This is a genomic window from Fodinibius sediminis, assembly GCF_900182555.1.
In the GTDB taxonomy this organism is placed as follows: domain Bacteria; phylum Bacteroidota; class Rhodothermia; order Balneolales; family Balneolaceae; genus Fodinibius; species Fodinibius sediminis.
Genome location: NZ_FXTH01000005.1, coordinates 144,116 through 166,319 on the forward strand (window position 1 = coordinate 144,116; position 22,204 = coordinate 166,319).

Annotated in this window: 18 protein-coding genes; 10 read left to right on the forward strand and 8 right to left on the reverse strand. The window is 50.5% G+C overall.

Annotation, left to right across the window (positions count from 1 at the left end):
* Window positions 1-17: 17 nt before the first annotated feature.
* The 5 genes from FN808_RS07100 (at window position 18) to pafA (ending at window position 4,867) form a co-directional block, all read left to right on the forward strand.
* Window positions 18-779 carry a sulfite exporter TauE/SafE family protein gene (locus tag FN808_RS07100; protein WP_142713868.1) on the forward strand — a complete coding sequence of 254 codons (762 nt, stop codon included), beginning with the start codon at window positions 18-20 and terminating at the stop codon, window positions 777-779.
* Window positions 780-917: 138 nt separating this feature from the next.
* Window positions 918-1,223 carry a rhodanese-like domain-containing protein gene (locus tag FN808_RS07105; protein WP_142713869.1) on the forward strand — a complete coding sequence of 102 codons (306 nt, stop codon included), beginning with the start codon at window positions 918-920 and terminating at the stop codon, window positions 1,221-1,223.
* Between the two features lie 68 nt (window positions 1,224-1,291).
* On the forward strand, window positions 1,292-1,690 hold the full coding sequence (locus FN808_RS07110) for a rhodanese-like domain-containing protein (protein WP_221929957.1): 399 nt from the start codon (window positions 1,292-1,294) through the stop codon (window positions 1,688-1,690).
* A 616-nt stretch (window positions 1,691-2,306) separates the two neighbouring features.
* Complete coding sequence (locus tag FN808_RS07115; protein ID WP_142713870.1) at window positions 2,307-3,131, forward strand: sterol desaturase family protein; 825 nt, start codon at window positions 2,307-2,309, stop codon at window positions 3,129-3,131.
* Window positions 3,132-3,211: 80 nt separating this feature from the next.
* A complete protein-coding gene (gene pafA / locus FN808_RS07120; RefSeq protein ID WP_142713871.1) occupies window positions 3,212-4,867 on the forward strand; it encodes an alkaline phosphatase PafA in 1,656 nt (551 codons plus the stop codon).
* Between the two features lie 60 nt (window positions 4,868-4,927).
* Here pafA and crcB read toward each other — a convergent pair whose 3' ends face one another.
* From crcB to FN808_RS07145, 5 genes are all read right to left on the reverse strand, one after another.
* Complete coding sequence (gene crcB / locus FN808_RS07125; RefSeq protein ID WP_185958293.1) at window positions 4,928-5,302, reverse strand: fluoride efflux transporter CrcB; 375 nt, start codon at window positions 5,300-5,302, stop codon at window positions 4,928-4,930.
* An 87-nt stretch (window positions 5,303-5,389) separates the two neighbouring features.
* On the reverse strand, window positions 5,390-5,863 hold the full coding sequence (locus FN808_RS07130) for a copper chaperone PCu(A)C (protein ID WP_142713872.1): 474 nt from the start codon (window positions 5,861-5,863) through the stop codon (window positions 5,390-5,392).
* A 3-nt stretch (window positions 5,864-5,866) separates the two neighbouring features.
* Entirely contained in the window at window positions 5,867-6,451 is a 585-nt protein-coding gene (locus FN808_RS07135) for an SCO family protein (RefSeq protein ID WP_142713873.1), read from the reverse strand.
* A 172-nt stretch (window positions 6,452-6,623) separates the two neighbouring features.
* On the reverse strand, window positions 6,624-6,779 hold the full coding sequence (locus FN808_RS07140) for a DUF3309 family protein (protein WP_142713874.1): 156 nt from the start codon (window positions 6,777-6,779) through the stop codon (window positions 6,624-6,626).
* A gap of 184 nt (window positions 6,780-6,963) precedes the next feature.
* Window positions 6,964-8,178, reverse strand: a complete 1,215-nt coding sequence (locus tag FN808_RS07145; protein WP_142713875.1) for a M14 family metallopeptidase — start codon at window positions 8,176-8,178, stop codon at window positions 6,964-6,966.
* 489 nt (window positions 8,179-8,667) lie between these two features.
* On the opposite strand from FN808_RS07145, the gene FN808_RS07150 reads away from it, so the two are divergent.
* The 3 genes from FN808_RS07150 (at window position 8,668) to FN808_RS07160 (ending at window position 16,379) form a co-directional block, all read left to right on the forward strand.
* Window positions 8,668-10,635, forward strand: coding sequence for a BamA/OMP85 family outer membrane protein (locus tag FN808_RS07150; protein ID WP_185958294.1), 1,968 nt, complete (start codon window positions 8,668-8,670; stop codon window positions 10,633-10,635).
* The gene (locus FN808_RS07155) at window positions 10,635-15,107 is read left to right on the forward strand and encodes a translocation/assembly module TamB domain-containing protein (protein WP_142713877.1); all 4,473 of its coding nucleotides are present in this window, start codon (window positions 10,635-10,637) and stop codon (window positions 15,105-15,107) included. Before FN808_RS07150 ends, FN808_RS07155 begins: the two co-directional genes overlap by 1 nt.
* Before the next feature lie 171 nt (window positions 15,108-15,278).
* Window positions 15,279-16,379: an aminopeptidase gene (locus FN808_RS07160; protein WP_142713878.1), complete on the forward strand. Its 1,101-nt coding sequence runs from the start codon at window positions 15,279-15,281 to the stop codon at window positions 16,377-16,379.
* An 89-nt stretch (window positions 16,380-16,468) separates the two neighbouring features.
* On the opposite strand, the gene clpB is transcribed toward FN808_RS07160, so the two are convergent.
* Window positions 16,469-19,102, reverse strand: coding sequence for an ATP-dependent chaperone ClpB (gene clpB / locus FN808_RS07165; protein ID WP_142713879.1), 2,634 nt, complete (start codon window positions 19,100-19,102; stop codon window positions 16,469-16,471).
* A gap of 262 nt (window positions 19,103-19,364) precedes the next feature.
* On the opposite strand from clpB, the gene FN808_RS07170 reads away from it, so the two are divergent.
* Window positions 19,365-19,901: a macro domain-containing protein gene (locus FN808_RS07170; protein WP_142713880.1), complete on the forward strand. Its 537-nt coding sequence runs from the start codon at window positions 19,365-19,367 to the stop codon at window positions 19,899-19,901.
* 27 nt (window positions 19,902-19,928) lie between these two features.
* Here FN808_RS07170 and FN808_RS07175 read toward each other — a convergent pair whose 3' ends face one another.
* The gene (locus tag FN808_RS07175; protein WP_142713881.1) at window positions 19,929-20,708 is read right to left on the reverse strand and encodes a S1/P1 nuclease; all 780 of its coding nucleotides are present in this window, start codon (window positions 20,706-20,708) and stop codon (window positions 19,929-19,931) included.
* A 101-nt stretch (window positions 20,709-20,809) separates the two neighbouring features.
* Between FN808_RS07175 and FN808_RS07180 the strand changes: the two genes are divergently transcribed.
* Window positions 20,810-21,187 carry a DUF2784 domain-containing protein gene (locus FN808_RS07180; protein ID WP_142713882.1) on the forward strand — a complete coding sequence of 126 codons (378 nt, stop codon included), beginning with the start codon at window positions 20,810-20,812 and terminating at the stop codon, window positions 21,185-21,187.
* Here the strand turns inward: FN808_RS07180 and FN808_RS07185 are convergent.
* Window positions 21,179-22,183, reverse strand: coding sequence for a DnaJ C-terminal domain-containing protein (locus tag FN808_RS07185; protein ID WP_142713883.1), 1,005 nt, complete (start codon window positions 22,181-22,183; stop codon window positions 21,179-21,181). The two genes, FN808_RS07180 and FN808_RS07185, sit on opposite strands and share 9 nt — an antisense overlap.
* Window positions 22,184-22,204: the final 21 nt, after the last annotated feature.

Consider the following 22,204-nt stretch of genomic DNA (forward strand, 5'->3'; position numbering starts at 1 on the left):
ACAGTAGGTAAGTCATTATGATTTTATCATGGATTGGGGCGTTGCTTGTAGGGCTTTCTCTGGGCCTGTTGGGGTCCGGTGGATCGATTCTCACTGTTCCGGTGCTCATCTACCTGGCCGGTGAGCAGGAGAAGGTGGCGATAGCCGAGTCGCTGGGAATTGTGGGGGCTATCAGCTTTGCCGGCTTTATTCCTTATGCGCTGAAAAAACAGGTCCACTGGCGCAGTGTCATTCTTTTTGGTCTGCCGGGGATGGCCGGAACCTACGGAGGTGCGATGATTGCTGCCTATGTCTCGGGTACCTTTCAACTGTTGCTGTTTGCGGTGGTCATGGTTTTTGCGGCCGTGATGATGTTTCGGGACGAAAAAAAACAGACAGGGACAGACGGAGTGTCGCAGATATCGCATGCATGGTGGAAAATCGTGCTGGAGGGGATGGCCGTGGGCGTGCTTACAGGACTGGTGGGCGTAGGGGGAGGCTTCCTGATTGTTCCGGCCCTGGTGCTGCTGGGCGGACTGCCTATGAGCCTGGCCGTGGGTACGAGCCTGCTTATTATCGCACTTAAGAGTTTCAGCGGATTTTTTAAGTATATGGATGTACTTGCTGGTCTGGACCTTGCTGTCAACTGGCATCTGGTGCTCGTTTTTAGCCTCATCGGCGCAGTCGGGAGCCTGGTCGGCAAAAGAGTAGGCTCCAGGATCTCCAACCAACGACTCAAAAAAGGATTTGCAGCCTTCCTGGTTTTTATGGGAACCTATATCATTTATATGAACATATGAGAATGAGAAATAGTACTATAGTCAATGAAATTTAAACTTGAATAACAGGCTCTTATGGATACATCCTTAATTGTAATCATTTTACTAGGTACAGCATTTGTACTTTTTTATCTTAACAAGGTTAAAAACTCGAAAAACATGATACCACCACAGAAATTTAAAGAACTGCTGAAGGAACAGTCGGGCACCATCATCGATGTTCGAACAAAAGATGAATACAGGAATGGTCATCTGAAAAAGGCCGATTACAACTTCGACCTGATGTCGGGGGAATTTGAACAGAAAATCAAAAGCCTCGATAAAAAACGCTCCTATTACCTGTACTGCCGGTCGGGCAACCGCAGCGGACAGGCGGCGGGTATTATGAAAAAAAATGGCTTTAAGAATGTGTATAATGTAGGGGGATTGCAGCAGCTCGTAAATGCGGGATTTGAGAAGCAATAATTTCGACAATTAATCGCTATATTGATAGAGCGAGCAATTAACCCGTAAATTAAGAAATGAGTTTTGTTATGGTTAGACGAAGATTTCTGGCTGGTGTGTTTGCAGTCATGGGACTGGTGATCGTATTGGGAGCATGTTCAAGCGATTCGCCGGTTAAGCGCATCAGCGCCGAAGAGTTCCAGCAAAAGATTGAAGAAGAGCCGGGAGTGATTATAGATGTCCGCACGAAGGATGAGTATAACGCGGGCCACCTTGCAATGGTTGATGAGCATCATGATCTGCTGAACGGTGATTTCGAAGCACACCTTAAATCACTGGATAAGGAAAAAACCTACTACTTGTATTGCCGGTCGGGCAACCGAAGCGGAAAAGCGGCCGATTTGATGGCCCAGAACGGATTCAAAAAGGTATATAATATCGGCGGTTTTGAAGATCTGGTACAGGCCGGCCTGGAAAGTGAAGAATAATTGACGGTATACAAAGTACTGCCTTGGCACGGGCCTAGGATAGCTTGACGGCAGTGCCGGGATTGCCAATGGGTAATCCGGGGAAAGATTCGGCCGTGGGTTCTGCATATTCTCATCCGGGAGATGCTGCATCTGTTATATCGGATCTGCATTGTGCCGGACCTGCGTTTATCAGATGCTGGCTATGTTAATTTAGGGGAGCACGGACGGAAGCGAGATTGGTCCGGAGGCTTTCGCCAATTATCAGAAATGATTGGATGCAAACTGGACTGTAGAAATTCAGGGGGATACACAGCTTTTTGCCTGCGGTCTGCACCGTTAATTTGGAGCAACGGTGCGCGGGGTAAACGCCCTTGGTGCACTCCCCATCAACAGGGATCAGGGTCGCTGGAGATGTACTTCAATAAACGATCAGGCGTATTCCCACTGACTATGCATATTGATGGGAAATAGGTCGCCCTGGGTTATTTTAGTCGAGGTGGAGGTCACATTGATTTTCTTTCTTACAATATTCTATGAAAACCAGGAGTTTGATAGATGGAAAATTAACATGTGGGATATGTTGTTCTGCCATGGAGGACTCCACCGGGAGAATAGAAGCTAACAGATTGTTAACATGCAGGCACTTATAAATTTATTAGAGCAGACACAGGTTCTGGCGGCTGTAATTGGGCTTGTGATACTGCTGATGATTGAGCAGGCTCATCCGTTCTTTGATTTCTTCAAAGGCTCGATCCGGGAAAAGGGGAAACACTTGCTGGCCAATATGACCCTGGGACTAACGAACGCCCTGATTATTTCGCTCTTCTTTGTAGGCAGTTGGCTTTGGGCTTCCAACTGGGCCTTTGAACATCAAGTGGGTATTCTCAACTGGCTTGGCCAGGCGGGCATGCCGGCATGGGGGCATACTCTCGGGGCCGTCTTGTTAATGGATTTGTGGATGTATCTGTGGCATGTGCTAAACCATAAAGTTCCCTTTTTCTGGCGGTTTCACCGGGTGCATCACGCCGATCCCAATATGGATGTGACTACAGCCAGCCGATTTCATACGGGGGAGATTATTTTTTCTTCTGCTCTGCGCATCGGCGTTATTTTGTTTTTGGGGCTCTATCTCTGGGAGCTGTTGCTTTACGAGACGATCATGTTTGCTGTCGTGCAGTTCCATCACGCCGATATCGCTCTGCCCGACAGGGTGGACCGGGCGTTGCGCATGGTCATTGTAACACCAGCCATGCACAAGGTGCATCATTCGCGCTGGCAGCCGGAGACCGATTCCAACTACAGCTCATTGTTTTCGTTCTGGGATCGGATTGGACGGACTTTTCGGCTTCACAATCCCCTTAAAACCCTGCGCATAGGGCTCGATGAGTTTGACAGTGAGGAAGATCGGAAGGTGAGGGGGTTGTTTACCATACCATTCCGCAATGGGAAAAATGAATAGCCGTGTTTTTTATTCGTCAAAAAGAATTCAGAATATTACCTTGTGGCTTTTCAACATTAACTCCCCAATAGTTGCTATATATGATGAAGTTTTTAAAATGGAGCCTGATCTGCGTATTGATGACGGGAATGGCCAAGACGGGTCTTGCCCAGGAACGGTCATCTGCATTGCCGGCCGTTGAACCGGGGCAGAAGCCCAAACTGGTTGTAGGAATCGTGGTGGACCAGATGCGGTATGATTATTTGCCGCGGTATTGGTCCAAATTCGGAGATGAGGGTTTCAAACGATTAATCGGGCAGGGATATAATTTTCGGAATAATCATTACAATTATTTTCCCACTTATACCGGACCCGGCCATGCCGCCGTCTATACCGGCGCTACGCCTTCGGTCAATGGAATCGTTGGCAACTCCTGGTACGATCGTTCCACTGACCAGGATATGTATGTTGTTTCAGACTCAACGGTTAAGCCTGTGGGAACAGATCGGGAAAGTGGAAAGATGTCGCCCGCCAATCTGATCAGCAGCACGGTGACAGATGAACTCAAAAAGATGAATGAAGAGAGCAAAGTTGTAGCTGTCTCCATCAAGGATCGCGGGGCCGTCTTGCCGGCGGGGCACATCGGGGATGGGGCTTACTGGTATGAGGGGCACTCCGGGAATTTCATCACCAGTTCCTGGTACCGGGATGAATTACCGGACTGGGTCCAGCAGTTTAACGAGGAGGGGCTGGCAAGAGAACTGAGTAAAAAGAGCTGGGAAACGTTGATCCCCATCGATCAGTACAGGGAGAGCAATAAGGACAATACACCTTACGAGGGAAGGTTTCGGAATGAAGAACGCCCGGTCTTTCCACATGATCTTGACGAGAACAGGGGCGAGTCGTATTCTGTGGTAAGTAGCACACCCTTCGGGAATACGCTTGTAAAGGAGTTTGCCAAGCGGGCTCTGGATGCCGGGCAGCTTGGATCAGACGGCATTACGGATTTTCTGAGTGTCAGTTTCTCTTCCACCGACTATGTGGGGCATAAATTTGGTCCCAATTCCATCGAGTTGCAGGATACCTATATGCGTCTGGACCGTGACATCGCGGATCTCCTGAATTACCTTGATCGGAAAGTGGGGGAGGGAAAGTACCTGCTGATGTTGACCTCCGATCATGGAGCGGTTGATGTCCCTGCCGAGTTAATGGATCGGAAACTGCCCGGCGGTTATTTTAACAGTGATGCGGTGTTGGATCTGTTGGATCAATACCTGGTCGAGCAGTACGGCAAGGCAGAATGGATTGAAGCCTATGCCAACCAGCAGATTTATCTCGATCGCGACTTGATCCGGCGCAGGGAACTTTCGCTGCGGGAGATGCAAAACGACATTGCCGCCTTTCTGCTGCAGTTTGAGGCGGTTGCATCAACCAATACGGCCTCCAACTTCCAGTACAATGACTATGTGAATGACTATCAGGCCATGTACCAGCGCGGTTTTCTCTATGATCGCTCGGGTGATGTGTATATCCAGCTGAAACCGGGATGGCTTGACACAAACAGCCGCAAGGGGACTTCGCACGGGTCGCCTTACGCCTATGATACGCATGTGCCGCTGATATTTTTTGGGTGGGGCGTGCCGCACGGAGAAACCTCGGAAAAAACCTTTATCCCGCAGATTGCGCCAACGATTTCTGGCATGCTTGATATCGAATTTCCCAACGGATCGTCTGCACAGGTGCTTCGTTTCGATTAGCATATTCTATTTGTGAGCCCAGCCAGCAGCGTGTTTCCCGGGCTGGTGGTTCTTCAGAGGCTAAAAGAGTTTGCCGAGACCGAAGCCGAGCCATACAAACAGCAGTCCCAGCAGAAGGCTCCCGATCGCATATAAGAAAGCATAGCCGGCATGTCCGTTCTGTAGAAGGGAAAAGAACTCAAAAGAGAAAGAGGAGAAGGTGGTAAAGCCGCCGCAGAAGCCGGTAGCCAGCAGCAGTCGCGACTGTTGTGAGAGGTTTTCCGTCAGTGTCGCAGCGATGATTACCCCGATGAGAAGCGAGCCCACCAAATTCACAATAAAAGTACCCAGGGGGTAGATTGTTGGCCAGCTTGATTTCATTGTATGGGAGATCAGGTAGCGGAGCACGCTTCCGGCAAATCCCCCGATTCCTACGACAAGTATAGATTGCAGCATAAAAGGCGTGGTTTATTGGTTTTGGCTGCACTGCAGCGGGTAGACAGCGGGAATGGTGTCTGGCAAGCAAGGGGATGAGGTATCACGCTATGGGTTTTGAGCTTTAACAGGCATCCGGACCGTCTTGGTGCCTGTTTGTTTGAATGAGAAGTCTATTTCCACTGAGTCGCCGGGCACAAGATCTTTGTTCAGTGATATCAGCATGATATGAAGTCCGCCCGGTTGCAGGTACAACTCCTCCCCGGCCTCTATGATGCGATTGGGGGCCGGGCGCATCCCGGACATCCCGTTTTCACCCTTGTACGATTCGTGTACTTCGGCGCGCTTGGCCACGTCACTGGACACCTCTGCAAGTGTATCGCGTTTAGCAGTCCCATTGCTGATTGTCAGATACACCGCGCTCATCATACCCTTGCTGCCGGGCCGTACCCAGCCGTCTGAAAGTTCAACCTTTCCAGGGATAACATCCTCTTTTGGGTTGGTGTCCTGTTCTTTTCCAGAGCTGCAGGCATATAGAAATAAAAGGGAGCATATAAGAACCATCAGTCGGTGCCATGACATAGATCAGCGTATTTTTTTTAGGTCTTCAATGACATTCTCCGGGGGGACCACGCTGGCGGGGTATTCAGTGCGAACCCGTCCATTCTGGTCCATGATGTAGATGGTATTGGAATGCTGCATGAAATAGTCACTGCTGTCCTGTTGCAGAGAATCAATTTTGGCTTTCTTTGCCACAATATGGAGCCTGCTCATCAAAGAATCAATGATTGCAGGCTGACCGGTAAGCAGGGTGAACTGGTCATTCAGGCGGTAAACCTTTCTGTATTCTGCAAGTACGGAAGGAGTATCGCGCTCCGGGTCAAAAGTGATTTCAACAAACTGAACATCACTGGTGTCTGCCAGCCCACTTTGAATATTTTTCATATTGGCCGTGATGATGGGACATACGTCGGGGCAATGGGTATAAATAAAGCTGATGACGGTTGTCTCGCCCCTGAAATGGCTGGGAAAGATAATACTGGAGCTGTCGGAGTCAAGAAGCTGATAGGACTCGTTACTCAGGTCTGCAATTGTATCAGGACCGCTGCATGCCTCTAGAAAGACAGCCAGCATACCGAAAGCCAGGAGGATATAAAGGGTTGATCTCATAAGGACCTAATATACCGCTCTGTGGCCTGGTTTTAAAGTAAATTATCGGCCTTATAGCGGCAATATGACAGGCGTCTGCCGTAGTACAGTAAAGGCATGCAGTAATCAGCATTATGCATTGCCGCTGGATGAGTTACTGAGCAGGGCGCTGATATCCAAAGCTGCGGTATTTCTAAATGTGACCCAGCAACCAGAAAATCAGGAGTATGATCAGGAGAGTGCCCAGAAGTCCGCTGGGACCATACCCCCAACTGCGGCTGTAGCGCCAGCTGGGAAGAGAACCAATGAGCATCAGGATAACAATGATAATAAGAATGGTACCAAGCATAATAACCCCCCTCTTTAATTTATGATGAATGCAACACCGGTAAATACGTGTCGCATTGTTCCTTTAAATACTATTGCAAAGAGAATGTTCCGTACTTATTAACGGGCAATCACCGGAATACGTTAAAAGTTCGCATGGCCGAAAGGCATCCAGAATACAGCCCGGCTGGTGTCAGTGGGGGGCGTCACTGTTGGCTCTTTGCCTCCAGCAAATTCTGCATGAGGATCTGCGCGGCCTGCCGGGAAATTTCCCTGAGCTGGCTGCGGTCGGCCCGGTCATCCACTTCGTAGGTGAGGGCATCGGCGCCAAAGGTGTGGTAGATCCAGTTCTTGGCGATGGGAGAATTGGGAGGGAAGGGCTCGACCTTGAGAGGCATCTCGGGAAAGGAATTTTTGAGCTCTTCAATCCACTTGTAGGTGAAGTCGTCCGGGAAAGTGGTGATATCGCGATTGATGGGATAGAAAATATTCTCATTGGTCGAGTGGAAATCAATACCGTAGTACACCTTCCGGTTGGGATCGTTCCGGAGTGTGAGCAGGTCATCGCGGATGGCCCGGGTTTCGGGCTGGTTGAAATTTTTCCAGTCGCGATTCAGATCAACACCGGCAGCGTTGTGGCGCCAGTGCCCGCCATTGACACCATCCGGATTGACGAGCGGGTATGACCAGATTTCAAACGCTTTCCGAAAGGCTCTGGCCAGCCTGGTATCCGCTGTCAGGGTTTCAATGAAGATGCGGCTGGCCAGTCCCCCGGTAACCTCGGGTGGATGTTGGCGGCCGGTAATGACAAGCACGCCCTGCTTTTGGTCTCGTGGTTTTGGAGCCGTCGTCATTTTTAAGATAGGATAACGGCGATGAGAGTAGCCAACCGTATCCACAACAGTAGGAGATGCCGTGCGAATGGAATCCATCCACTGGGTCATATCGCGGTAGGTCAGCAGCTCCTGGGCCGAGATCCAGAGCGGATCTCCATCCAGGTCGAGTGTAAGGGTAGCTACGCCTGCCGTGTCAACCTGGATGGCGGAGGGGTCCATGGTTCTCCAGTGATTACCGTCACGACTGATATTGGGATGGTACCGGTGTTCTCCATGCCTGTAGGATAGCTGGAGCTGGACAGTCCGGGGCGATTCGCTGTGTATTTTGAAAGCGTACCACGGGCTGTTGTTGATGGGGTGGTTTTCCGGCTCTATGACCACGCGGTACAGGGATTTGTCTACCTTGTAGAAATCATTCATCCGCGCTCCCTTGAATTCATTGCTTATCCAGATGCCTTCTTCCGAGCGTCCTATGGTACGCTTGTGCTGTGGCTGGATTTCCTTGTCGGAAGTATTGGTAACGCCTTCCGGATCATAGGCATAGCCGGTGAATTCTTCACTGCTTTTGCAACTGTAAAGAACCATGCAAAGCGGTAGAATAATCCACGATAATTGGTAGCGGGACATAAGCAAAAAAGTCATAAATTGAATAGTTGCGGAAACGTATAATATATAAAAGCGAACTGGAAATAGAATGAAAAGAATCATGGGCCGTTTTTGCTGCCGGCAGCAAAAACCTCCGGTTACTGATATTTTCGATCGATTGCCAATGTTATCCGCATTATGATGGGGCTTTCAGTACCGTTATAGGCAATAACTTATTCGTACATGATTGATCCATTTTTTCGGTTGCAGTTGAACTGCTGACCAAAGAGTTCTCATATCTGCTTTTGATGGTTCCCCGATATGCATTATTATTAAATCGACTATTATAAAAGATTATACAGAGGCCCTGCGAACAGGTTATCAGGGTTGTCGCTTTACTTCTCCTTGTCCAATAGCTTAACCAATGGAGTATGGCAGAGCCAAATGAAAGGGCCTTTCGCGCGTCATCATTAAACAGGAACGGCACAGGTGTTGTATTTTAAGATTTCTTTGGTTTCGGTATTTATGCTGTGCAGCTGGTGCTATTCCGTCGGGGCACAAAATGTGAGTGATACTTCATCCTACCGCGGAGAGAAACCCGCCCGGGTATGGAAACTTGAGATCGAGGGCAACGAAAGTTTTTCGGATATCATTATCAAGGAACAGATTGCTACTGAGGCTTTCTCGTTCTGGGAAAAGATGAAATTCTGGGATCGGGGCGGGCATATCCTTGATGAGGTGGAGATTCAGAAGGATGTGATACGCATAGGCAATTACTACAACCGCCGCGGTTTTCCAAGGGTAGAGGTTGACTATCGCATTGAAAACGGAAGTAAGCCATGGAAAAAAAAGGTGATCTTTGATATCAGGGAAGGATTCCCTATTCAAATCAATCGTATTACCTTTGACTTGTCCGATAAGGATCATTACCGGGAAAAATTGTTGGAGAGCCCCGATTTCACCCGCCTCCGACGTAAGAGTGAATACCAGGAAGGGGAGCGCTATGAAATTATCAAAGAACCCGAAGTTACTGGAAATTATGAACAGCTGCTGAAAAACAAGGGATTTGCCTATGCAAAAGTAGCCATCGAAGCTGCTGTGGATACCTCTCAGCGGTCGGCGGACCTGACGATTCGCTGTTTGCTGGGGCCCATGGCCTATCTGGATACGCTCACGGTTGAAGGGAACAGCACGGTAAACGATAACTATGTCATTCAGGAATCGGGACTGAAGCGGGGTGAGCGGTTCAGCAACCGGAAACTGCAGGAAGCCCAGCGTGAGATCTTCAACCATCACCTGTTCCGTTTTGTGACTATTAATATTCCGGAGCAGCCGCAGGATTCGACGCTGAATTTGGAAATGCAGGTGCGCGAGCAGGACCTGCGTACGGTACAGACCACATTTGGTTTTGGTACCGATGAGTATCTGCGGGGACAGCTGAGCTGGATCCACCGCAATGCTTTTGGGTATGGTCACCAGTTTACAAGTACTGCGAAAGCATCATTTATTGAACAGACCTTCAACCTTGATTACCTGGTACCTTATGCCTTCAATACCAAAAGCAGTGTGGTTATTTCCCCTTTTGCCCAGCACCTGCTGGAGGAAAACTATGAGCTCTCGAGAATAGGGATTACCAACAGTTTTATTTATCGTTATAGTCAGAACATGACTGGATCGCTGTCATATCAGTTTACCAAAAACAGCGAGATGTCGCAGCAGCTGGATGAAAACCTGCCGGATACGACGAAAAGTTATGACTTGTCTTCCATCCAGTTAAGCGGTTATTACAATCAGGATCTAAGCAGACGTGATCAAAAGGGGTGGGTTTTGCAACCCTATGCTGAGCTTTCCGGTTTTTGGGGCAGCTCAACGTTTCAGTTCCAGAAGATATCGCTGGATGTGCGACGCTATACCTCTCTTACGGAAAGCACGACCCTGGCAACACGCGTGCAGGGGGGCAAGATATTTGCAACGCAGGAAGACTCGCTGCCGGGTAACATTCGTTATTATCTGGGAGGCACCAGTTCCATTCGTGGCTGGGGGCGTTATCAGCTGGGCCCCAAGCGTGCAGTGGTTAAAAGCCCGAAGACTGATGGCGGAGAAATTATCGCCGACAGTACGGTATTCAGCCGATATATTCCGGAAGGGGGGCGCACCTTTTTGGCATTTAACCTGGAGATAAGGCAGGATCTTAATGCACTGATCGAGGGACTGGGTTTTACGGTCTTCTGGGATGGGGGACAGGTGTGGCGTAAAGATCCCGACATAAGCCGCCGCCCCCTTCAGTTCAGCGTGGGCGGTGGGTTCCGCTATAATTCGCCCATTGGACCGGTGCGCATGGATGTGGGGTATAAGATCAACCCTTCCAGAGCCGACTTGAACAAGTATCGGGGCCAGGATCATGGAGACCCCTGGGATCGCATAGGTATTCATATAAGTGTAGGACAAGCCTTTTAATGGAAAAGAAGACCAATCATACAAATAATCACTCCCGGCGAAGATGGCCGTGGATTGTCCTGTTTGGACTGATAGGAGTTGCGGGATTGGCGCGCCTTTCGCTGAAGACAGGTATCGTGCAGCAGTGGGCCAAGGGTCTTCTACTGAATACAGCCAACGATCAGCTCATCCCGGAGCTGTCTATTGAAACTATCTCGGGCGATTTGTGGAAGAGGCTGACGTTCACGAATATTGCTCTCACCGAGGGGGAAGCCGTGATCGCCTCTGTGGATACTTTGCGGCTTACCTACGATCCGCTGAGTTATTTTGGCGATACGCTGCGGGTTAGGGAGGTGAGCCTCACGCGGCCTGTGATTCATTTGCAACAACAGCCGGACAGCACCTGGAATTTCCAGCACTGGGTGGATACCGGGGCTGGACCTGCTGACACTACCGATGGAGGACTGGTCTTCTCTCTTTCTCAATTGTCCATCCATAGGGGTATGGCAGAGATTTTGATGCCCGGGCTGCGGCAGGATTCCTCTTTTACTATTGACCAGCTGACGCTTGCCGGCAGTGCAGGATACTATGGCGAAAACTATGAGGCGTCAATTCATGATCTATCTTTTGTCATCAGGAATACACGCCTCGATAGCCTCATTACTTTTGAGTCTTCCCTGAATGCCAGTGAAACATCGGTGACCCTTGAAAAACTGGCCCTGGCAACGGGCTATAGCATGATCAGTGCCTCAGGACATGCCGATTTGGCCGATTCAACGGTTCAGCTGCAGACCGATCTTTCCCCCCTGGGATGGAAGGACCTGGCGGTTTATATGGAGGATCTTCCGCTGAAGCAAGACCTTGATGCCTCCCTCGCACTGGAAGGATCGATTGCTGATTTTAAGGTCCGGTTGGATGCGGATGCGCCCGGCATCAATCAGCTGACTTTGAACAGTCATTTCCGGGGTGACGCTTCCCTGGCGATGACCTCCATTGAAGTTGTGGCTGAGCAGCTTCATCTGGATGAATTCACAGGCGACACGGTGATGCCACAGCTGCAAAAGCTGGAGTTCCGGGCTGACGGTAATATGCCGATCGGCCGCCCGGAGGAAGGCCGCATGGAGGGCGCCTTTTCTGCCCGCAATATCCGTCAGGGGATATACCGGGTGGACCTGCTGGAGGGATCCTTTGATCTTAACAGGGAAACGGCAGACATTCACCTGGAGTCTGTTGTCGACGGGGAACAGCTGCTGGCAGAGGCTGAACTGGAACGGATCTGGGAGGAGACCCCCGGCATTCATGCAGTTGTGCACGGGAACCGTATTAACCCGGGCAGCTGGCTGCAGGATGAGACCTATGCCGGCAATATCACGTTCAGAGGTGAGATCGATGGAGTCGGGTGGTACCCTGAAAAAGAGTATTGGCAATATCATCTGGCCATAGACGACAGCCGGATGATGGAGCAGCGGTTGGACCGGGCCAGGTTTAGTGGTCGGTTTAACGGGCAGGGGTTAACCATGGAATCCCGGCTGTCTGTCAATGAGAGCAGAATAGATTTGCAGGCTGAGGTGCGTGCACTCCAGTCGGTGCCTGCTTTTTCGTATACGGCCAGTGGAACCAATCTCAATCTGGCGGATTTACGGGGTATGGAGGACTATCGATCTTCGCTTTTTATCACCCTGGAGGGGACGGGACGTGGGAAGGGCTTAGGGGATATGGAGGTGCATAATACGCTGAAGGCTGATTCCTCAACCTTTATGGGAGAATCTGTCAAGGAATTACTGCTGGATGTACAGCTGAGCGATACCATTGCACGTATCAACAATGGCAGACTGGAAAGTAGTATTGCAGCGGGTACTTTGAATGGCCGTCTTTATCTGCAGGACCTATATAATGAGCACAACCGATTAAATCTGAATATGGAGATCAAGGACCTCTCTTCGTTGGCTCCCATAGCTGAAGTTGAGGTATTGCAGGCCACCGGCACCCTGCATGGGGAGCTGGCCCCCGAAGCGTCAGATCTGGCCGTTTTTGAGGGGGAAATCAACCTGGAGGAGGTGAACTATGATAACCGGCTGCAGGCCCCGGAAATATCCGGCCGCATACGGGTAGGGCTGTCGGAAAATGCCGATTATATGGCCGATTTTGACATTCTGCGCCCAACGGTTGCCTCCGAAGATCTGCAGAATATTAGCTTATACACCCGGGGACAGCGGTCGGAGACTAGTATCAGTGGCTCTTTTGAAGCAGAACTCGCCGGCTCCAAGGAAGAGCGTATCGACCAGTCCGGTAAATACCGCATTAGCGGGGATTCCCTGTCCATGGAATGGTCCCGGTTCGACCTCACCAGTCAGCTGCGTACCCTGTCGCTGCAAAAACCATTTCATGCAAGCTGGTCGGGGGGGCGCCTACAGACAGATACGCTGCATATCAGTAACGAGAACGGATCGGCTTTTATGGAACTGGCGGTGCCTTCAGCCGATTCCATGCATCAAAGGGCTTATGTAAATGCAGAAAGATTGAATCTGAGGGTTATCCAGGACGCCATCCTGGAAAAAGCCTATTTCAGCGGCATGCTTTCCGGAGAGTTGGAGATGGACCGAACTGATACAAGCCTGGTGGCTTCGGGCAACCTTCTGATGCTCGACCTGCTTTACCAGGAAACGCTGCTGGATACCCTGAGGCTGGAGGGGCAGATAGATGATGAACGCCTGCAGGGGGCCATGGCCTTACACCAGGATGGGGAGCTTATTGCGGAAGGGGAGCTGGATATTCCCTTTAAGGCGGAGAATCCGGAGTTGCTGGAGGAGAGTTTTTTTGAAGAACCTGTGAATGGCGCTCTGGTATTACATGCCATCAAACTGGGTCGTTTTGGGACCCTGCTTGAGCAGGCCGGATATGAAAATACAAAGGGAACGCTGCGATTCAGCGGGAGGCTGGAAGGCAAGGCCGGACAACCGAAACTGGATGCAGAGCTGAACCTGCAGGAGGCCCAGCTTTCCGGAGTGCCTATTGACTCATTGATAGCTTCGGTTCATTACCAGCATGCGAAATCCAATCTTGTGATGAATGCAATGCTTACCTCGCTCAAGCAGAAAGCCTTGCAGATGGATGCCCGAATGCCGCTTGATATTGACCTGCGAAGCTGGCAGGCCCGTTTACCCGGTCCGCAGGACAGCGTTTCTATGTCGGTTTGGACAAATCAGTTTAACCTGAAAGCGCTGAATGATTTTTTAAACCGGGATGAGATTGCCAACCTGCAGGGACAGGTTAACGGGCAGGTTGATATCGCAGGGGCACGCGATAATTTGAAGACGACAGGGGAAATCAGGCTTCAGCGGGGCGCCTTGCGCATAGTTCCAGCGGGCATTCGACTGGACAATATGGAATCTGTTATTCGGTTCCGGCCGGATCAAATTGAGCTTGCCAATTTAAGCATGAAGAGCGGAAGCGGGAATTTGAATGCACGAGGCACAATGGGACTTGAAAAGCTGGTGCCCGGGAATCTGGATTTTACGGTGACGGCCCAAAACTTTAAAGTGGCTAATACCAGTGAATATAACGGGATTATCAATCTCAAGGCCGATGTCAAGGGGAGCGTATCGCAACCGCGGCTAAGCGGCAAACTGGATGTTGTTAACGGCTTTGTAGAACTGGATAATTTTGGAGAAAAATCGGTTGAGGAAGTTAGTCTGGATACGACTGTGTCAATGGAACCGGATATCAGTCTGTACGATTCGCTGTCGCTGGACATGGATATCGGCTTTAATCGCCGCTTTTATGTTCGAAACCAGCGATATTTGGAAATGGAACTGGAGCTGGACGGGCAGATTGATCTGTTGAAAGAGGCCGGCAGGGAACTGCAGATGTTCGGCACCTTGAATACGGCTACGGGCTATGCGGAGCCCCTGGGCAAGCGTTTTGAGCTGGAAGAGGGATCACTGGCCTTTTCGGGTCCCATCGATAATCCTCAGATTAATATCCGGACGCTGTACGAGCCGCCACAGACCGACCAGGAGATAAGAATATGGTATATTATTGAGGGTACCGTTGAAGATCCACAGTTCAAGTATGAAAGCAGCCCCCCGATGGACCTGGCCGGTATCATCAGTTATACCCTCTTCGGGCAGCCGTTCTACAAGCTGGATCCTGCAGAACAGAGTGTGGCAAGTACAAGCAGCAATACCACAGCGGCCGACTTTGCTGTAGAGGTGCTGATGGACAAGGTGGAATCGCTGGCAACGCAGCACCTGGGAATCGATGTCGTACGCATTGAAAATACGCATGTTGGCGGTGAAACAGGTACTTCCATCAGTACAGGATGGTATATCAACCCCAAAGTGTTTTTTGCGATACACAATGTGATAGCAGGCTCTACCCCCACCACGGGTTTCTACCTTGAATATTATCTGAAAGAGAACCTGAGGCTGATCTTGAGCCAGGGCAATAACAACCGGCAGGGAATCGACATGCAGTGGGAGTATGATTATTGATTTAGATCGCTTTGGGCGGGGTGCCCGACCTGGATGAAGATTCAAAGTCGGTGTGGTTCTTTGCCGGTTCATCTCGTAACTTAGAGTGTCGTCCTCAGTTGGTTGTTCGGATAGTGAAGAAATTTGCAATGAGCGGCTAAAAACAAGTTATCAATCAAGAAATGAAAGACTATGTATAACGAAAGAGATAAACAGCTGGCTAAAAAAATATTAACCTATAGCTGCGAACTTGAAGAGAGACAGAATGTAATGCTTCAGCTGGTAGGCCTGAATGGCATTGGTCTGCTGCGAGCGCTTGTGGAAGAGGCAAGGGCCATGAATGTAAATCCTTTTGTCCAGATAGAAGATACTGAAATCCGCCGTGTTCTCGCTGAAACCGGTGACAAGGCGTTCTGGAAAAAACAGGCGAAGCTGGATCAGCTGCCACTGATGAAGAAGATGGATGCCTTTGTAGGTATCCGGGCTTCGCTGAATATTTACGAACAGGCCGATGTCAGCAAGAAGGCCAACAAGGCGTATGCTGATTATTTTGCCGATCCCGTACATTTTAAAGAACGGGTCAACAATACGAACTGGGTTGTGCTGCGCTACCCCTCCGAAGCTTTTGCGATGAATGCCCGGATGCCGACCCAGCGCTTCCGCGACTTTTACTACCGCGCATGTCTGTTGGATTACAGCGATCTGGCGGAAGCCATGAAACCGCTGCAGAGCCGGCTGGAAGAAACCGACCTTATTCAGCTGAAAGGTGAGGGGACCGATATTGAATTTTCGGTCAAGGGCCAGACCTGGATTCCCTGTTTTGGCAAACGTAATATACCCGACGGAGAGCTTTTTTCATCCCCCATCCTCTCATCGGTGAACGGTCGTATTAGCTATGCACCATCGGTCTACCAGGGAAAGCCCTTTGAATTTGTGACATTGGAAGTGCGTGATGGGGTGGTGATCGATTTTGACTCTTCTGATAATGAGGCGCTTGAAGAGATCCTGGATACAGATGCCGGGGCGCGCCAGTTCGGGGAGTTCAGTTTTGGACTCAATCCGGTGATTGAAAAGCCGATGTACGATATCCTTTTTGATGAAAAAATCTATGGATCAAATCACCTGACACTAGGTAATGATTATGAAATAGCTCCCAACGGGAATGAGAGCAACATCCACTGGGATCTCGTTTGCATAGGAGCAGATGTATACCTGGACGGGGAAAAGATTCGGGAAGGCCGCACATTTATTACCGATGACTTGCAAGGGCTCAATCCTGAAAATCTGCTGTAAATATATAGGAATTGTAGACCGGGGAATGCAAATGATGAAGATGGCATTCTTCAAAATTTGCTGCTCCCTGGTCTAATTCCCCTGATCCATTAATCGGCCCAAGCTTCGGCGTCCTTGAACACTTCGGCGAATTCGATCTCTTCACCATTTTTGCCAAGGGTGGCCTCAAATTCCACCGGGCGTTCTTCTTCGCGTTTGATGAGTTCAGTGGCCAGCTTATTGACGATCTCCTTCTGGATAAGTCGCTTGAGTGGTCGGGCTCCGTAAACGGGATCGTAACCGCGGGTAGCCAGCCAGTCTTTAACCTTCTCGGTGAGGTTGACTGTTACATTGCGTTTAGCCAGCATCTGGTGGACGCGCCGGAGCTGAATGTCTACAATGGCTCGCAGGTGTTCCTGGCTCAGCGGATGGAAGACAATGATGTCATCAACCCGGTTTAAGAATTCCGGGCGGATCGTCTTTTTAAGCTGGTCGATAAGTTTTTCCTGCAATTTATTGTACACTTCGTCCGAGAATTCTCCGCCTGTCTCTTCGATCTTTTCAGAGATCAAGTGAGAGCCGATATTGCTGGTCATTATGATGATGGCATTGGTAAAGTCGACGGTGACTCCCTTATTGTCCGTGAGACGCCCTTCGTCAAGGACCTGCAGCAGGATGTTGAAGACATCCGGATGGGCTTTCTCAATTTCATCCAGGAGGATGACCGAGTAGGGATGCCGGCGAACGGCCTCGGTCAGTTGTCCACCCTCGTCATAGCCTACATAGCCCGGAGGGGCCCCCACAAGACGGCTGACACTGTGGCGCTCCATATACTCACTCATATCGATGCGGACCATCGCATTCTCGTCGTTGAAGAGAAAGTCGGCCAGTGAGCGGGCCAGTTCGGTCTTGCCCACCCCCGTGGAACCAAGGAAGAAGAAGGAACCGATGGGTCGGTTTTCATCCTGAAGGCCCGCCCTAGAGCGGCGCACGGCATCTGATACGGTTTCAATGGCAGGATCCTGGCCTACAACGCGCTTGTGGAGCTCTTCTTCCAGGTGTACCAGCTTCTGGCGCTCGCTCTGGAGCATCTTGGTAACCGGTATGCCGGTCCATCGCGAAACTATTTCCGCCACATCCTCGCCCTCCACTTCCTCCTTCAGCATGGCGCGTCCTTCCTGAATTTCTGCCAGTTGCTTGTTGGTTTCCTCCAGGTCGGTCTCCAGCTGGTTGATGGTACCGTATCGCAGTTCGGCCACCTTCTCGTAATCACCCTGCCGCTCGGCCTTCTCGGCTTCGTTGCGGGTGGTTTCAATCGCCTGTTTAAGATCACGGGTCTTCTGGATCAGCTCACGCTCATTATCCCACTGCACCTTCATGGAGTTGCGCTGTTCCTCGAGGTCGGCAAGTTCCTTGTTTATGTTTTCAATTTTTTCCTCAGCCTTGTCCCGTTTCAGGGCTTCCCGTTCAATTTCCAGCTGTCGAATCTGTCGTTCTATGCGGTCAAGCTCTTCGGGCATGGAATCTATTTCCAGGCGCAATCGCGAGGCCGCTTCATCAATAAGGTCAATAGCCTTGTCGGGCAGGAAGCGATCGGAAATATAGCGGTGAGAGAGTTCAGCCGCTGCGACGATGGCACTGTCGGTAATGCGCACCCCGTGATGCAGTTCGTATCGCTCCTGGAGCCCCCGCAAAATGGAGACGGTATCCTCCACGGTCGGTTCCTGAATCTTGACTGTCTGCAGGCGTCGCTCGAGGGCCTTGTCCTTCTCAATGTATTTGCGGTATTCCGCCAGAGTAGTTGCACCGATGGCATGCAGTTCGCCGCGGGCCAGCGAAGGTTTCAGAATATTGGCGGCGTCCATGGAGCCTTCTGAGGCACCGGCCCCCACCAGGGTGTGGATCTCATCGATGAAAAGGATAATTTCACCTTCCGAGTCCTGCACTTCATTGACGACCGCTTTGAGGCGCTCTTCGAACTCGCCCCGGAATTTCGTGCCTGCCATCAGCGCCCCCATATCGAGGGCGACGATGCGCTTCGACTTAAGTCCTTCGGGCACATCACCGCGGTTGATCCGCAGGGCCATTCCTTCGGCAATAGCCGTTTTGCCCACTCCCGGCTCCCCGATAAGGACAGGATTGTTTTTGGTACGCCGGGAAAGGATCTGCATCACACGGCGTATTTCTTGATCCCGCCCGATGACCGGGTCAAGCTTGTTCTTCTCGGCCAGCTCATTCAAGTCGCGGGCGTACTTTTTAAGGGCGTTATAGCGGCTTTCTGCGTTGGGATCATCCACCTTTTGTGAGCCGCGCACCTCCTGCATCACGGTTAAGACATCGTCCTGGCGCACCCCGTGCTGCTTCAGAAGGCTGCCGGCCTCGCTCTCCGCAGCCAGCATCCCGATGAGCAGATGTTCAGAACTGATATATTCGTCCCCCAGCTCATCGGCAGAGGACTGGGCCTGGTCAAAAAGCGCTTTGGCATCATTGGAGAGATACTGGCCGGACACGGAAGCACCCTTCACAACCGGAAGCTTGTCAATGCGCTGCTCCAGTTCAGATTTCAACTGGGGAAGCCGGACTCCAACTTTATTGAGAATAGTGTTGATAATATTGTCCGCATCAGAAAGCAGTGCCAGCAGAATATGGGCCGGCGTTACTGCCTGCTGGTTATTGCCTGAGGCAATCTCAACGGCAGCCTGTACGGCCTTTTGGGCTTTGAGCGTAAACTTGTCCAGATTCATAATCTTTTCGTTGATTCATTGAGTTTCATACGTTTTTTCTTCTGTTATTAAAGAAGCTAATATCATACCGCTTTTATATTTATGCCTATTTTTCAGTGATGGCATGTCATAAAGCTGGACTAAATTCCTTTTTTCTGCAACATTGGTAGCGAATCTGCCATTTCTGTTGCCATTGACGTACCTTTGACAGTTTTGAGAAGGCTGAATGATCGAAGGACATTTTCTTGTTGAAACAATTAACCGGGCATTAGACAAAATAATTATGAGAAAAATAACGATCGAGGATGTGACCATTGAACTCAAAAGAGGAGATATTGCTCAACAGGATGATATTGAGGCGGTAGTAAATGCAGCCAATGCCCAGTTGCGAACGGGCGGGGGCGTAGCTGGAGCCATACATCGGGCGGCCGGTCCGTCATTGGCTGAGGAAACGCGATCAATGGCACCCATCAAACCGGGAGAAGCGGTTATCTCAGGCGGACACAACCTGCCGAATAATTACATTATTCACTGCCTGGGGCCGGTCTACGGGCGAGACAAGCCGGAAGACAAGCTCCTGGCTTTTTGTTATAAAAATGCGCTGCAGCTGGCCGAGGAAAACAAGATAGAGCGCGTTGCTTTCCCCGCCATATCCACTGGAGCTTTTGGATACCCGCCCCGGGAGGCTGCCAAAGTGGCCTTTAAGACCGTTAAAAGAGAAATACCGCGACTTAAATCAGTGCGGCTGATTCGTTTTGTGCTGTGGGGCGAAGACGCAATACAAGTACATGAAGAGGCAATGAAACAGGTCCTGGGCTGATAGGACCGGTGGATTTGCCGGTAGGGTCTATCCGTAAATCTCATTGAGCACAGCAGCCAGCCGGATACCTCCCTTGAGCAGCTGGCGGTCAAGGGGTTGTCGATGTACATACATGTACCGGTAGCCGATCTGGCGGTCGTCCGGCAAGGCATAGGCCTTGTTCCTGAGCTCCATGACTTCATGGGCCCAGTCTGTTATGGTTCCTTGTTGCCACCGGTCAATCTGTTGGGCCGTAGGATGATTGATGGCAGCCGTGAATTCGGTATAGCTTAGCTTCGTTTCATCAATCATCCCGGAATCCCATACACGGTGAAGGTTGGAAGGTTCATAGAACCATTCGACCCGGGTATCGTTGCCGCCCCGGTCGTTGCCGGTTCCCACATGCATTGGCTGGTGAAGATCTCCGACAAGATGAATAAGCATTTTCAACTTTTCTTTTTCTTCAGCGCCCGGCAGCTCTCCTGTTTTAAGTTCTTCAATGATGGATCGGAGTGCCTGTATAAGATCCCCGTCGGGGTTTTTCTCTGTTTCTTCATAGGTCATGCCATCCGGGATGGTTACCCAGTGCCAGTCGCTGGTATAATCATAGCTGGTATCGGACCGGATTTTATCCATCCAGGTGCTGGCGATAGCTATTGATTCGGGGCCCAGCAGTTCATGTACTCTCTGCCTGGCTTCCTCGCTCAAATAGTCAGCGGCAATTTCTCCAACGATACGGTGGCCATTTTTCCCCCATTTCTGCTGATCTGAAACCGGTGAAACAGTCGTAAGCGTTAGCAAAAAGGTGAGCAGTAGTGAAGTGATCATGTGCTAAATTGATTTTATCAAAATTTTCAGACTGGTGAAATATCTCTACATTTCGAGTAGAAAGATATGTCCTTTTCAATATTTAACAAGTGATGTGACCGGTGGTTTTTTATGAATTGCTGAATATTTTTTTTCTGATCTTTCACTCCCTCCTTATCGTCTTCAATCTTCTGGGATGGATTTGGAAGAGGACCCGGCGCTGGAATCTTGCCACATTGCTGGCAACGGCTTTTTCATGGACAGTACTGGGCATCTGGTACGGTTTCGGATACTGTCCGTGCACCCACTGGCACTGGCTGGTGCGCCGGAAGCTGGGGTACACCAGGATGTCCCATTCGTATATCCAGTTCCTGATTCAGGAATTTACCGGCTATGAGGTTGCTGCTGGATTGGTGGATGCGGTCACTGCCGGCTGCTTCGTGCTGGCCCTGTGCATTTCGATCTATGTAAACCTCAGGGACTGGAGGACGTCAGCCTGAACTGTTTCTGCCAGCCAGTTTCTTGAAGAGTTTTTTCTCTTCGGCCGTTAACTTTTCGGGCACTTGTACCTGTATGCGCACCAGCAGGTCGCCCTTTTTAGAAGGAGATTTGAATTTAGGCATACCCAGTCCCCCCAGGCGGAACTGCTTGCCTCCCGAGGTACCGGCGGGGATTTTAATCTTTGCTTTTCCGTCCAATGTCTGAACAACAGTTTCGCCGCCCAGGACCGCTGTAAACAAATCGATCGGGTGATCGATGTAGAGGTTGTCACCTTTGCGCTCATAGCCTTCGGGCATTGATATGCGGACCGTCAGGTAAAGATTGCCGCGTGCCCCACCCCGTGCCTGCGAGGCTCCCTTGCCTTTGAGTTTGAGGCGCTGCCCGTCACTGATGCCGGCGGGAATTTTGACTCTCATCTTTTCGCTGCCCACGCGCAGCGTCCGGGAGGTCCCCTTGTAGGCTTCCTGCAGCGAAATGGTAACCTCAGCCTTTATATCCTGTCGAGTTTTCTGTTGTTGGCGGTTGGGGGAGCGGTACGTTCGGCTCTGCTGGCCCTGGGCCTGTCCGAAGGGACTGCCACCGCCTCCGAAGAGTGTTTCAAAAAAACTGGAAAATGGACTGCCGCTTCCCTGCCCGGAGGAGGCTCGGCCACCGAAAATATCATCCATGTTAACGCGATAAGACTGTTGACCACCGAAGCCCTGTCCCTGTTGTTGCCGGGCATACTGAGACCAGTCGAACCCCCCGCCGTTCCCGCCGGCCCGCTGATATTTTTTCCAGTCTTTGCCCACTTTGTCGTAAAGCTCGCGCTTCTCGGGATCACTCAAGACTTCATAAGCCTCCCCTACCTCTTTAAACTTTTCCTCAGCAGAGGAGTCATCGGGGTTCTTGTCAGGGTGATATTTTGCCGCCTTTTTACGGTAAGCTTTCTTGATCTCATCCTGAGAAGCTTTCCTGGAAACACCCAGTATGTCGTAATAGTTTTTGTATTCCATTGTTCGAATTACATGCTCATC